The sequence below is a fragment of the Fodinibius salsisoli genome, from assembly GCF_026229185.1.
GTDB lineage: Bacteria > Bacteroidota > Rhodothermia > Balneolales > Balneolaceae > Fodinibius > Fodinibius salsisoli.
This window is the reverse complement of record NZ_JAGGJA010000007.1, coordinates 280280-294604: the sequence shown is the minus strand read 5'-3', so window position 1 is coordinate 294604 and position 14325 is coordinate 280280. Positions and strand designations below refer to the sequence as shown.

Annotated in this window: 8 protein-coding genes; 2 read left to right on the top strand and 6 right to left on the bottom strand. The window is 45.9% G+C overall.

Annotation, left to right across the window (positions count from 1 at the left end):
• Positions 1-275: 275 nt before the first annotated feature.
• From lhgO to J6I44_RS12310, 5 genes are all read right to left on the bottom strand, one after another.
• On the bottom strand, positions 276-1475 hold the full coding sequence (gene lhgO / locus J6I44_RS12330; protein ID WP_265766442.1) for an L-2-hydroxyglutarate oxidase: 1200 nt from the start codon (positions 1473-1475) through the stop codon (positions 276-278).
• A gap of 122 nt (positions 1476-1597) precedes the next feature.
• Positions 1598-2998: a RagB/SusD family nutrient uptake outer membrane protein gene (locus tag J6I44_RS12325; RefSeq protein WP_265766441.1), complete on the bottom strand. Its 1401-nt coding sequence runs from the start codon at positions 2996-2998 to the stop codon at positions 1598-1600.
• A gap of 18 nt (positions 2999-3016) precedes the next feature.
• Entirely contained in the window at positions 3017-6049 is a 3033-nt protein-coding gene (locus J6I44_RS12320; RefSeq protein WP_265766440.1) for a SusC/RagA family TonB-linked outer membrane protein, read from the bottom strand.
• A gap of 454 nt (positions 6050-6503) precedes the next feature.
• Positions 6504-7865, bottom strand: a complete 1362-nt coding sequence (locus J6I44_RS12315) for a RagB/SusD family nutrient uptake outer membrane protein (protein WP_265766439.1) — start codon at positions 7863-7865, stop codon at positions 6504-6506.
• A gap of 18 nt (positions 7866-7883) precedes the next feature.
• A complete protein-coding gene (locus J6I44_RS12310) occupies positions 7884-10856 on the bottom strand; it encodes a SusC/RagA family TonB-linked outer membrane protein (protein WP_265766438.1) in 2973 nt (990 codons plus the stop codon).
• A 360-nt stretch (positions 10857-11216) separates the two neighbouring features.
• Here J6I44_RS12310 and J6I44_RS12305 point away from each other — a divergent pair, with 360 nt between their 5' ends.
• Both J6I44_RS12305 and ahcY read left to right on the top strand, forming a co-directional pair.
• Positions 11217-11780: a TlpA family protein disulfide reductase gene (locus J6I44_RS12305; protein WP_265766437.1), complete on the top strand. Its 564-nt coding sequence runs from the start codon at positions 11217-11219 to the stop codon at positions 11778-11780.
• Between the two features lie 99 nt (positions 11781-11879).
• The gene (ahcY, locus tag J6I44_RS12300; RefSeq protein ID WP_265766436.1) at positions 11880-13190 is read left to right on the top strand and encodes an adenosylhomocysteinase; all 1311 of its coding nucleotides are present in this window, start codon (positions 11880-11882) and stop codon (positions 13188-13190) included.
• 114 nt (positions 13191-13304) lie between these two features.
• On the opposite strand, the gene J6I44_RS12295 is transcribed toward ahcY, so the two are convergent.
• Positions 13305-14291, bottom strand: coding sequence for a carboxypeptidase-like regulatory domain-containing protein (locus tag J6I44_RS12295; RefSeq protein WP_265766435.1), 987 nt, complete (start codon positions 14289-14291; stop codon positions 13305-13307).
• Between the last annotated feature and the right edge of the window lie 34 nt (positions 14292-14325).

Below are 14325 nucleotides of genomic sequence, written 5' to 3'. Positions count from 1 at the left end.
AAAGCAATTAATTGAGTCAGAAATTAGCAAAAGTGGGAGGGAACCTAACCTAAGCTTATTCATTAATATCCATGGTACACTTTGAATGGATAACATTCAAGAAGTGGGCCTATGGGAAGTAACAGCAGGAAAGGGGCATATTACTTGTATTCAAGAGGTGACCGTAATACAGATAATGTCGATGAATAATATTTTTTATCTATATTCAAACCTGGATAATTACAGGTAGTAAATCTTATTGTACAACCTAAATAAGAACAGTGCTCTTAGGATAGCTATAGGAAAGCTTTTTCGGCGCGGGCCAGAATTTCATCTCCAATAGCCAATCCGGCGGTAGCGGCGGGACTGGGGGCATTTAAAACGTGGATTTCATTCTCTGTGGTCTCAAACTGAAAGTCATCCAGAATTTCACCATTGGGCTTAAGCGCCATGGCACGCACCCCGGATGGAGAATGCTTTAAGTGATGGGGACGTATGGCCGGCACCAACTTCTGTAAGTCTTTCACAAAGGCGCGTTTTGAAAAGGAGCGATACCACTCTTCAAGGCCCATCTTCCAGTGCTGTTTCGCAAGCTTCCAGAAGCCGGAAAAGTTGAGGGTTTCGATGGTCTCCTCCAGGTCGAAAGAGATTTTGTCGTATCCTTCTCGTTTGAAGGCAAAAACGGCATTTGGGCCACATTCTATGGTATCATGTACCATCTTGGTAAAATGAACCCCGAGAAAAGGGAAGGCGGGATTGGGCATGGGATAGATGAGGCCATTTACAAAATGTTGGGCTTCGGGCTTGAGCTCAAAGTATTCGCCGCGAAAGGGCACAATCTGCATATTGGGTCGAACGCCCGCTGATTTGGCTACATGGTCGCTATAGAGTCCGGCACAGTTAATCAGGTACCGGCTTTGAAACTGATCGGTTTTCGTTTGAACGGTAAGGTCAGCACCATCCTGTTTAATATTCTGGACTTCCTGGTTGAAGCGAACCTCATTGCCGCGTGCTTCGATCAATTCTCTAAGCTTTTCACAGACCCCAATATAATCCACAATACCAGAACAGGGAACGTGGATGCCTTTGACGCTGCTTACATAGGGCTCAATCTCGTTAACCTCGTCGGGATCAATCATCTTAATGCCTTCAATCCCGTTGATCTGGCCCGTCTCAAAGATGCCTTTTAAGCGAGGGATGTCTTCCTCCTCCGTAGCGACAATCACTTTACCACAAATTTCGTGATCAACATCGTGCTCCTGGCAGAAATCCACCAGCTGATGACGCCCATCCACACAATTCTTGGCCCGATAGCTCTTCGGCTTATAGTAGATGCCGGAGTGAATAACGCCCGAGTTATTTCCCGTTTGGTGGGCCGCCACGTGACCTTCTTTCTCCAGTACGAGGATATTAAGATCAGGATAAGATTCTGAAATCTTGTATGCAGTTGACAGCCCGACAATGCCGGCGCCGATAATGGTAAAGTCGTAGGTCATTGAGATGCGCTATTAAGGTCAAATTTAGTTGCTAAGATACAAAAACAGCCGATAGAGTGAAATGAAAAAGCCACCCCGCTTTGGGCAGGGCGGCTTGAATTGATAATTTTTAGGTATGGTTATTAATTGCCGGTGAATTCATCCCAGTCTATTTCACCCTGTGGACGGGCAATCTGGGTTGGAATACGTCCGCCGTCAACATTCGTTGGAATTTGATTCAGGCGATCGTATCGTCGGGCATCAACCCAGCGGTGACCTTCGCCCCACAGCGAGTATCTCCGCTCGAACAGTACCTGGTCAATGATAGCATCTTGATCAAGGCTGATAAAATTGCCCAGCCCCCAGCTGTTACGAACGATATTGATGGCATCCACAGCGTTGGTCAGGTCGGTACCCTGGTTACGTTGTGCCAGTGCCTCGGCGCGGATGAGAATCAGTTCCTCATTGCGAATCATGGGAAAATCGTCAGTGGCGGAGGCAAAGGTAGCGTGCTGGTACGCTATAGCAGGACCGGTGAAATCGGGATTGGTAGCTGCCTCGGCTCGCTGGAAGAATTTGTTGGCGACACGCTGGTCATTGGTTTCAGCGTCATCCAGCATAGAAGGATGAACAACCAGGAGATCATTTTCATCTGCGGTAGGGGTGAAGAAGTATGGATTGAGGATATCATTGCCTCCGTTGAAGGTATGATAAACCCCGAGGTTCATACTTGATTCCCCTTCGGTAAGCTGCATGAATGATTCATCGGTAGCCGTTATTGCTGCTCCCCAATCCTCAGCATAAATAGCTACCCGTGCTGCTATGGCCCGGTTCCACTCCAGCAGATCAGCAGGAGTTTCAAAGCCGTCAAATCCATCTGTCAAGACAAATGGGAAGGTGCTGCCTGCTGCACCTAAATCGGCAGCGCCATCATCGAGGATGGCACGGATGTCAGAAAGGGCTTCATCATACGATCTGAATGGGCCCGGTTGAAATGGATCTTCAAAAGGAATTTCAGTGCGTATTCCATTTTGATACTGTCCATGTAGTGGAATAAGCAGCTGGAACGCCTTGATTGTTTTAGCGAAGCCGCTGGCAGCGCTTTTGGCTTCCTCGGTTAACTGGTTGGTGTTAGCAACAGCCCCGAGGGTGAGGTTAGCCAACTGTACGGCTTGGTAAGGCTCTTCGTACATGCTGGCATCAACAAAGAAGCTGCTGTTATCCTCAGCATTAACGGATCCGGGAAGCTGAATCCAGGCGGTGATGAAGTTGGGGTCGGATGAGTTAAAGTAGTACAGCTCGCGACCAAAAACACCCATCAGCGAATAGGCACCGGAGCGCAGGTCGATGATGTCACGGTTTTTGTTTTCCAGGCCCGTTAGCAAATCCTGAATCTGGCCCGGAGTAGCATCGTTTAGCACAGATTGTGATGTCGGGCGGTTAGGATCCTGTACAACATCCACTTCGACAATCTCACATGCCGAAAACGACATGGATAAGATGACGACTACAGATAGTAATATGTTCTTTTTTAACGTTTTCATAAGGCAAAATTCTTTGGGTTAAAAGTCCAGATCTATAGAAAAGAGTAACTTTTTCGAACTTGGATACGGTGCAATGGAAACAGATCGAATGAGTGTATTTCTGCCTTCAAAGTTTACTTCCGGATCGTAGCCTCTAAAGTCGGTAAACATTAATAGGTCGGTTCCGGAAACACCGAATCGCACGCGTTTCACAAGACCACCAAAGAATTCCTGGAGGGTAGCCGTTGGCACCGTGTAATACAGGGAAGCCTCGCGAAGTTTAATATAGCTGGCATCTTGAATATAATACTCCGTTGTAGAAAACGGTCCCGGTCTGGGCGTAACTTCTGTTGATCCTTCCCGGAAGTAATCATCTGTATTACCACCTCCGTCCAGCAACAGCTGATAGAGATCAAGGTTTTCTCCGCCTTTGCTCCAGTGAAACAGGAAGTTGAATGCAAAGTTTGAGTAGCTGAATTCATTATTCCATGACATTTGGAAGTCAGGCTGGAAATCGCCCCACTTGGTTAACCCACCAAACTGATCTTCTTCGGTATTGGGAAGTCCGAAAATGGCCGTAGGAGATACGCCTTCTTCAATTCGGGTGGCTCCAAAACCGATAAAACCGAGTGCCTGGTTGGTCTGTCCCGGGATAACAAGCTCGGTGATTTCAGACTTATTGGTCCACCACAATACATTGGTATTCCAGGAGAGGTTTTGTGACAGGATGGGAGAGGCCGATAATCCAAATTCCCAGCCAACGTTTTCAAGTTCTGCGGCATTGGTCGTAATACCGGTCGTTAAACCAGTGGAAGGGGAGGGCTCAAGGTCTAAAATAAGGTCTTCCACGGTTTTATTGTAATAGGTGCCTTCGAAGGAAATTCGGCCGTCGAAAAGTCCCAGGTCGAGTCCCAATTCGATTTCTTTGGCACGTTCCGGCTTAAGGTCGGAGTCTACACTTGCTACAGGAGCAATGGCCCCCACACGATCACCAATGGGACCGGTGCCCAGGGTGGTGAAGGTATTTCCAAAAAGCGGTACCCCACCGGTTTCCCCATAGGCCGCTCGCAGCTTGAACAGGTTAACATCATTGATATTCCAAAAATCAAAGTTGGCCCAGTTAATGGCTAGTGATGCTTTGGGATAAAGCGTATATTCTTCCTGATCAAGGTTTAGCGTTGATCGGTCAAAACGGGCACCTATGGTAGCTATAATGCGATCTTCCCAGTTCGCTTCTTGCTGTGCGGCAAAACCAACTTCGGTTGTATTGGCAAAGTTTTGGTTTGTCGATATTTGAGCGGCGTTATCCGTGTTGGTTTGGCCGGGCAGGAGTCCGGTACCCTGAATTTCACTGGCTGCTATATCGGTGGTAAAGCGTGTCCATCCTGCCTGTGATGTCAAGTTGATGTTGCCGATACCGCTTTTTATATCAGTGTTCAATACCAGGAATGCCTGCAGGTTTGTGTTAAGAGAACGGTTTTCGCCGTGAACAACAATGCCCGGAAAGGATTGGCTGCGTTGAAACTGCATAAATTCCGGGAAATGTACGATGGAGTTGGCATCAATAAAATCAAAGCCGCCCTGGGCATCGAGAGATAATTTAGAAGCACCAAAGGTTGCGAGGTCGGCTTTTAATATTACCGATTGCAATAGTCGGTTCACATCCTGGTCATTAGTGGCTACATCAACCAACCGGAATGGATTTTCGGCAAAATAAGGAGAGTCCGGGTAGCCCCCCAGTTGGTCTGGTTGTAATAATCCATAGGCATAGTTGGGGTGCGAGGCTAAATTATAGGTTAGCGATCCCCCGGTGTTGTTCTGATTTCCGGTAAATCCTCTATTTGATTCTGTATTGACAAAATTGGTGTTAGAGGTAATTGATACTCTATCTGAAATGCTGTGACTTAAGTTAGCACGCAGGGAGTTCCGGTTGAAGCCGGTATTGGTAATAATACCATCTTCGTTATCGATATTCCCAGATACGAAAAATCTCGTCTTGGCATCTCCACCGGAAATACTAATTTGCGTTTTGTTAATAACCCCGCGGTTGTCAAAAAATACCTCTTCGAGATCCCGAATGGTGCCATTTTCCTGAGCAGTTCTAAAACGATCGAGCTCAAGCTGGGTTGCGGCATTCAGACCTTCATCAGCGTCATCATGGAAAGCAATGATACGCTCCTCGGTCCAGTTGGTTCTTCCCAAAAGTTTTAGGGGACTGTTAAATCCTACTTCCTGTGAGAAACTCACTTGCGTTTCACCGGCAGCACCTTGTTTGGTGTTAATGATGATTACGCCAGCATTGGCACGTTGCCCATAAATAGCGGCCGCCGAAGGTCCTTTTAATATTTCAATACTTTGGATGTCTTCAGGGTTAAGATCCGCAAGCCTGTTGGCAACACCATCCTGCACACCGGCGTCGTCTTCATCCGTAAGAGCGGCAGAAGTTGCCCCGCTAACCACTGATCGTCCGGTACGTATGGCGCTGTTATCAATATAGACCCCGTCTACAATATACAACGGCTGTGAACTTCCGGCTCCCAAGGTGCTAACACCCCGCAGCTGTACGTTAAAGCCACCGCCCGGAGCGCCCCCGGTCGACATGATTTCAACGCCGGGAATTTTACCCTGCATGGCTCTGTCTATAGTAGGAGGGGCTACCTTTTCCGAGATATCTTTAGCAGAAATTGAAGAAACGGCATTGGCCAGGTTGCTCCTCTTTACAGAAGAAGCCAGTCCGGTAACTACTACTTCTTCCAAATTAGCGATATCAGATGTAAGTTCGATTTGAAGATCAGTAGATTGTTCGGCTGAAACTTCAATGGATTGAGTAATATATCCAATGTAGGTAATCCGAAGGGTAGCGCTTTGTCCGGGAAGCTCTATGACAAAGGCCCCATCAACATTCGTTGTAGTTCCTCTATTCGAATCCTGGTGATAGATATTAGCACCCACCAGCGGATCGCCGGTTTGAGCATCGGTTACGGTTCCTTCTGCGGTAAACTGTGCTACTGCCGATTGAGCAACCAGCAATAGTACCACCCATAAATAAAACATCGTAGCTTTTTTAGGCATGGTCATATAGGTTATGTTAAAAGATATGTTCAAATATTACGAATTATCCCATATAAAAAATATTAATAACAAGCAAATGGGCATTAATATTTATTAATGTTTAGGTCATAGCTTCTTTGAAGTCAACAGGATAACCCGGAAGGGCTTAATTGAGGACCGATATTTTGCGGGATGGAGATAGGGTGAAATATGGTAACTGTTGAAGGAAAGGGGGGATTGACGTGCGGGAAATGTTGTGCAAGCCTCATCAGGATCCCATACTGCGGTAGAGTATCCAGATTAGGAGGGGATTCAGAATTTTGCAGGCGGTCCCAGCCCGATAATACAGGGTTGTTTGAAAAGCGTTATTGAGGCAATTGTCATCATTAAAGTGCCAGGACAGGGAATAGGGTAAAACGAAAAAGCCACCCCCGAGAAGGAGTGGCTTTTATACATTAGTCAGATGAGATAACCATTAATTGAAGTCTTCCCAGTTTTGCTCACTCAAGGGGCGAGCATAGTAATTGAAAATTTTACCGCCATCAGTTGGTAGTTCATCCAGCCGGTCATAGCGTTTAGCATCAAACCAACGATGTCCAAACTCGTACCATAAAGAGTATCGACGCTCGTATAACAGTTGGTCAGTAACTTCGGACGGGGTTGAACCGGAGAAATTATCCAAGCCCCAGGTATTCCGAACATAATTGATCGCTTCGTTAGCTTCTGTAATGTTTCCTTGCTGCATCTGAGCTTCAGCATAGATAAGGATCAACTCTTCGTTACGAAGCCAGGGTACCGGCGAGGTATTGGATTCAAATCGATGATCCTGGTACTTTGAGGAGAGTCCCTGCTGGGTAATCGGATTTGTTCGTTCAAAGAATTTGTTAGCAACCCGGAGGTCCCCTTCTTCCGCATCGGTAATCATGGATGGATGTACCATCTCAATTTGGCTGGTCTCTGCATTCTCGGTGTAATAGAATGGATTGAAAGCGTCTGGCGGACCTGTATAGACGAAGTAGGCTCCTTTGCTCATGGCAGCCTCGCCGGAGGTCAGTTCAAAAAAGGGCTTTGCTTCTTCAAGGGAGGCAAGAGCACCACTCCAATCTTCGGCGTAGATTGCGGCTCGAGCATCAATAGCCCGGTTCAGGTTAATGAAGGTAGAGGGAGTATTGAAGTCTGCATACCCTTCCGTCAGGTTAAAGGGAAAACTGCTGCCTGCTGCCTCTAAGTGTGTTTGTGCTTCATCCAGCAGGCCTCGAATTTCTGACAGGGCCTCGTCGTAGCCTACAAATGGACCGGGATTTAGGGGATCATCCACATCAATACGGATGCCGTTTTCTTGGGACTGTGTAAGAAGGGGAATGAGGTATTGGAACGCTTCGAGGGTCTTTGCAACGCCCAGATAACCACTTTTTTCTTCTTCTGTTACATTATCGGTGTTTTCTACTGCCCGAATGATCAGATTAGCTTGCTTGATAGCGGTGTAGGGGGTGGTCCAAACCGTACCCAATCCACGAAAGCTTGGGTCCGTTTCGGCATCGGCACCTTCAGCCAGCCCCAGAAGGTCACGCATATTCCGGGGGTCGGAGGCACGCATAGGATAAATTTCCCGGCCAAAACTACCAATCACATCGGTGAATCCCATGGCTCCGGAGCGGTGGCGTATCTCAAGGCCGGAGATCAGGTTTTGTAATTGTGCTTTATTAGCGCCTTCCAGCACTTCATTTACGGATGGATTATTCGGGTCCTCAATCCGGTCAGGATCAACAATATTGCATCCGGCAAGAGCCGTGATAACTAAAAATACGAATAAATAAATAAGCTTAGTTGATTTCATAAGAGCAAAAAGTTTGAATTAAAAGTCGAGCTTAATGTTAAACAGGACTTTCCTGGATGATGGGTACGGTGCTACTGAAACAGACTGGTTAATTGTTTGGGTACCAAATGTTGACACCTCAGGATCATAACCATCGTAGGTGGTCCACATCCAGACATTACTTGCAGAAATACCGAACTGTAAGCTTTGCAGGGTGTTGCTAAAGGTATTTTCAATGAATGCAGTCGGCACATTATAGTGTAGCCCAACTTCGCGAAGCTTAATGTAGCTGGCTTCCTGCACATAGGATTCGGGAGGCAGTTGGGAAAGCCGCTCAATACCTTTGGGTGTTCCGTCGCCATCAGAATCGGTATTCCAGTCGGTAGAAGTTCCACCGTCATCCGTTAAAAACTGGAAAAGGTTTACATTGTAATTTCCTTGACTCCAGTGGAACAAGAAGTTGAACTGAAATCCGTTGAGGAATGAAAGTTGATTGCCCAGGGATGCCTGGAAATCCGGCTGTGCATTGCCATACATAGTGTAAAGTGCCTTCTCTTCAGGGGTTTCGGGAATGCCGACAATGGCTGTTGGAGAAAAGCCCTCCTGAAGCAGGTAGTTGCCTAAAGAAACACCAAATCCCCCTGAAACATCAGGTGGTATATTAAGACGCGTTATTTTGGAATTGTTTTTCCAAAAAAGGAGGTCCGTGTTCCATGAAAATAGATCTTGCTGTATGGGAGAGGCATTTAATCCTAACTCAATGCCCTTGTTTTCAAGTTCTGCTGCATTGGTAGCAATGGCGGTAACCCCGGTCGAGCTGGCTGTCGGTAGGTCGAGGATAAGATCTTCCACCGTTTTGATATAGTAAGTAGCTGAAAATGAAAGTCGATTCTGTAACAGGCCGATATCGGTACCAAACTCTAATTCTTGAGCACGTTCGGGTTTAAGGTTAGGATCGATATCCCGTGTAGAAATTGTCAGTCCCAGGCTACTGCCAATGTTGGATCCATTGAGAGCACGGAAGGTATCACCGAAACTAGGCACGCCACCGGTTACTCCATAGGCGGCACGTAATTTGAACTGGTTAATGTTATCCAGTTCAAAAAAGTTAAAGTTTGCGATGTTGGCGGCCAGCGATGCTTTGGGAAACAGGTAATATTCGCTTTGGTTATAGTTTAGGGAAGAGCGATCTAAGCGAAGTCCCACAGTGCCAATGAGTTTGTCATCCCAATTAACTTCTTGTTGGCCAAACCAACCAATTTCAATTGTCTGTTGTTTGTTTTGCCCTAATACCGACTGTACTTGGGCCTGATTAATATTATCTTGACCGGTTACAAGGCCCTGACCTCGTAATTGTTGCCGACTTTGTTGCTGTTCATACCGCGAAAATCCAACCTGGGTTGTCAGGTCAAAATCACTCAGCGCCTGATTAAAGAGCAGTACGGCCTGCAGGTTGGTGCTCAGGTTATCTTCTTTGGTACGAATAACGTCGCCGGGATTGGAGGAAGCCTGCTGGTTTTGCAGAAATTCTGGGAAATAAATCAAACTGTTATAATTTAAGTAGTCAATTCCTCCCTTGATGTTCAGCGACAGTCCGGATCCTCCTTCTTGGTAGAGGTCCGTATTTAAATCCAGTGATTGGATGAACCGTGTAATATCTTCTTCATTCTTGGCATGCTCAATGATAGCTAACGGGTTATCATCGAAATACTGATTGGCAGGGTAGTTGCCTTCTTCATCCGGAAAGAGTTGTGCATAGGTAGGGGTATATGCCAGCGTATATCCGAGAGAACCGCCTGACCCGTTTTGGTTGCCTGTAAACCCACGGTCATTAGCCGTCTTAGAGAAATTAGAACTCGAGGAAATGCGAATATTGTCTGAAATGTCATGATCCAGGTTAGCCCGAATGCTTCCACGGTCAAAGCCGGTATTGTCAATAATGCCTTCTTCGGCATGTAAACCGGCCGATACAAAGAATTGAGTCACTTCATCTCCACCGGAAACACTTACATTGGTTTCTGAGATAAGCCCGCGATTTCCATAAATAATATCTTCATAATCATAAATGTTACCGTTGGATTGAGCCTGTCTGAACCGTTCAAGCTCGATCTCTGCTGCTTCACCGGAATACAGGGAGTTGATCTTCTCTTCACTCCATGACGCCACGCCCAGCAGGTTAAGTGGACTGGAGAATCCAATATTTTGTTCAATGCCTACTTCTGTTGCACCAGCAGAGCCTCTTTTAGTCGTAATAATGACCACGCCGGCGTTCGCGCGCTGGCCGTATATTGCTGCAGCAGAGGGTCCTTTAAGTACTTCAATGCTTTCAATATCATCTGGGTTTAGGTCGGCCAGGCGATTGCCGCCATTATCTTCACCTGCACTGGTAGCACCTGTTGCCTGGTAACGCCCATTACTAATGGTAGAGTTGTTTACATAAACACCGTCAATAATATATAATGGCTGAGAAGTACCTGCTCCCAAGGTGCTTATGCCACGCATTTGAACGTTGAACCCACCACCTGGTGCACCCGAATTACTGCGGATGTTTACACCTGGGATTTTGCCGGACAGGGCATTATCTACCGTGGGTGAGGCCACCGTTCCGGTCAGCTCATCAGCCCCTACTTTAGTTACCGCATTGGCAAGGTTTTCGCGCTTAACGCTACTGGCCAATCCGGTAACAACAAGTTCATCAAGATTAGCTATGTCAGGTGTTAGTTCGATGGTTACCTTGGTATCAGAAGCACTGACCGTAATATTTTTTGAGGCATAGCCGACAAAAGAAACCCGGAGTGTAGCTTCTTCTCCCGGCAGTTCAAGAGTAAATTCTCCATTGACATTCGTCGTAGCGCCACGAGAGGATGGCTGGTGGAAAACATTGGCCCCAATCAGTGGCTCTCCTGTGGAGCCATCGGTAATAACCCCAGATACCGTAAATTGGGCCCATGCCGGCTGGACCCCCAGCATCAGTACAAAGCAGACCATTAGAAGTTTATATCTTTTTTCCATAATAAGATGATGTTTATGGTTAATATGAGATGAACATTATGCTGATTTTATTTGTAGAGGCAAGACAGGCTATGGTTTGCATAAAAAACCGTTAATATTGGTAGATGTATCCATAAATATTACAATATATTCCCAGTCAATACCCTCAGTGATAACTATATACTTAAAGACCAATAATCAATACGATTAATTTTAAAAATTGTAATAAAAAAGAATCGGGAAGGCAATTGAGGTAAGATTTGAGGTGTATATTTCATCTTGAAAAAGAAAGCAATTGCCTGGCCAATTTGTTATTTTTGATCATCAATAAAACGAAGGTCAATTGCTTGTTTACAAGCTATCAAGTCTAAAAAATTATATATGCTTAATTACGTACGTTTATTAGCAGCTGGAATAATAGCTGTTGTGTTAGTTGCAAGTTGTGGAAAGTCGGATCAGTCAGAGGCAGAAAAGGAAAAGAATGCACCGGTAACGGATGCCGAAATTATAGAACAAGCCGCTTTTACTTCTCTGGATGGAGATACGGTGCGTGTAGCCGATTTTAAAGGAAAGGTGGTCATGATTGACTTATGGGAGACATGGTGCAAGCCCTGTCTTGCCAGCTTCCCGACGCTCCAAAAGCTGCAGGAAGAGTACCCGGATAATTTTGTCGTTTTGGCCGTTACACCCGGCTTTACAGATACGGTTAAAGATGCTCGTGCTTTTGCAGAGGAGCATGACTATAATTTTGCCTATCTGATGGATGCTAACAAGATCCACCAAAAGATTGGAGTTCAGGGTATTCCATTTAAGCTATTTGTTGATGCCGGAGGTAACTTTATCAAGAAATCGGTCGGTAGCTATGGGCCGGATGAAGACTACAAAAAGATCAAACAGATTATAGAAAAGCATAAGCAGCCGACTGAGAATAAGAGTGAAGTATAAAATTTCAGAATAGCATTTCGATTTTCTTAGGACTTACTTTTGAGTGAATAAAGCTGTATTTTTAACGACTACGAACTTTCAAAAAAAGAATAGATTTTCATGGCACAGAAGGTAAAAGAGAAACTTCCTTATAAAGTAAAGGATATTGGACTGGCTGAGTACGGCCGTAAAGAAATACGGCTGGCGGAAGCCGAGATGCCGGGATTGATGGCTCTGCGTGAAGAATATGCTGATGAGCAACCATTGAAAGGAGCCCGTATAGCCGGTTGTTTGCATATGACGGTCCAAACGGCCGTTTTGATTGAAACGCTGGTAGAGCTTGGAGCAGATGTTCAATGGTCATCCTGCAATATTTTTTCTACACAAGATCATGCCGCTGCTGCGATCGCGGAAGCTGGAGTTCCGGTTTATGCCTGGAAAGGTATGAACGAAGAAGAGTTCTGGTGGTGCATCGAAGAGACTCTTTTCTTTGAGGACGGAGAACCACTCAACATGATCCTGGATGATGGTGGAGATCTTACCAAGCTGGTACACGAAGATTATCCGGAATTGTTGGAAGGTATTAATGGAATTTCGGAAGAGACCACTACCGGCGTTAATCGCCTGTATAAAATGGCCAAAGCAGGGACGCTTGGTGCCCCGGCCATTAACGTGAACGATTCGGTCACCAAGTCGAAGTTTGATAACAAGTATGGTTGCCGAGAATCGTGTGTAGATGCCGTTAAGCGTGCTACCGATATTATGCTTGCTGGAAAAGTGGCTGTTGTTGCCGGTTATGGAGATGTTGGTAAAGGATCAGCTGCTTCGCTGCGTGGCGGTGGAGCTCGGGTTATTGTAACTGAGATTGATCCTATTTGTGCGCTTCAGGCTGCTATGGAAGGTTATGAAGTCAAGAAGATGGATGACGCCATCAAAGAAGCCGATATCGTGGTTACCGCAACCGGTAATAAGGATATCATCACGGCGCGTCATTTTAAAGCGATGAAAGATAAAGCCATTGTGGGTAATATTGGCCACTTTGATAATGAAATTGACGTTGCATGGCTGAAAGAAAACGCTGAGCAAGATAATATTAAGCCCCAGGTTGACCTCTTTAAGCTGGAAGACGGAAAAGAAGTTATCCTCCTTTCCGAAGGACGTTTAATGAACTTGGGTAATGCAACGGGCCATCCATCTTTTGTGATGTCGAACAGCTTTACCAACCAGACACTGGCTCAAATTGCCCTTTGGAATCGCCCGGAGGACTTTGATCTGGAAGTAAGCGTTCTTCCAAAAGATTTGGATGAAAAGGTTGCACGACTCCATCTTAAGAAAATCGGGGTAGAGCTCGAAGAGCTAAGTGATGATCAGGCCGAATACATTGACGTTCCCAAAGAGGGACCGTATAAGCCGGACCACTACCGTTATTAATTATACATTGATCATAATAAAGCCTCCATTCTAAATTGAGTGGAGGCTTTTTTTATTCAGCGAATTCTTGGGAGCCTCTAATCATAGTATGGGCTTTCGCTTGTGCGCTTGATGTTACTCATAGCTATCCAGTTTGGTGGTTGCGTCACTTCCAAAATCTTGCAATTCGCTCTCGTACATCAACTCTCCATTTTCACTGGAAGTTTTATAAGTTAAAACGCCACCGGGGACCGTGGTATCCTGTGCCTGCCATATTTTAAGGCTGACTTCCGGCGCGACCCCATATTCCAAGACATTAGCTTTATAGGTTCCTTTTGGGATGGTAATCTCAACTCCTTCCTGGCTGAGTGCTCCTTCGCGAGACTCTTCTGTCAATTGAGTGGGGGCTGTGTACCACCCTTCAGAGACCGGCTTTTCTTGTACTTCATTTTCTCCAATCTGTTCACGATAGCGTACAATAGAGGAACGATCTTCGGAGAAAAGAACTTCGGCCGTATAGGTGCTGCCTTCTTCATTGGCATCCTTGAGCTCGACCTGCCACCACTGCTGTCCATTATCCAGTTCTTTAAGAAAAGCCTTAGACATGATCATGTCGTTGTCGCTGTCATCCGTATTGATAGCCCATGATGTCCATTGTCCTTCCTGGTAATCCGTAAGTTCCAACCCATAGCCATAGCTGCTAAACATATAGTTAAAGATCAATGGGTAGAGGTTAGCAGATCCAAAAGCAATGCCGGTAAATTCAATGCTGTCGGTGAGCCGGGCCGTAATGGTTTCTCCACGATCGGTGGGCATGGTTACCACAAAGTTGTTGGGCATCCTGTTGTCAGCGAGCACGGTTATGGTATATATGCCCACGCCGCCAAACCGAATATTAGCTTTTCCATCGGCATCCGTAGTCGTCTGGCGCCCATTGGAAGCTTCTATTTGGGCTCCACTAATGGGGTTATCATTTTGGTCGAACACTTCTACATCAACTGAATTGATAGGGATCTTATTTAACAGCCGTGTTTCGGACGTGCATTGCACAAGCACGATACTTGCAACGGCGAAAATACATAGAAGGCGTAACAAAAAACCGAGGCGGGATAGAAGTTTCATAGCAGCTTAATTTAGTATGATGGTTGTTAAGATA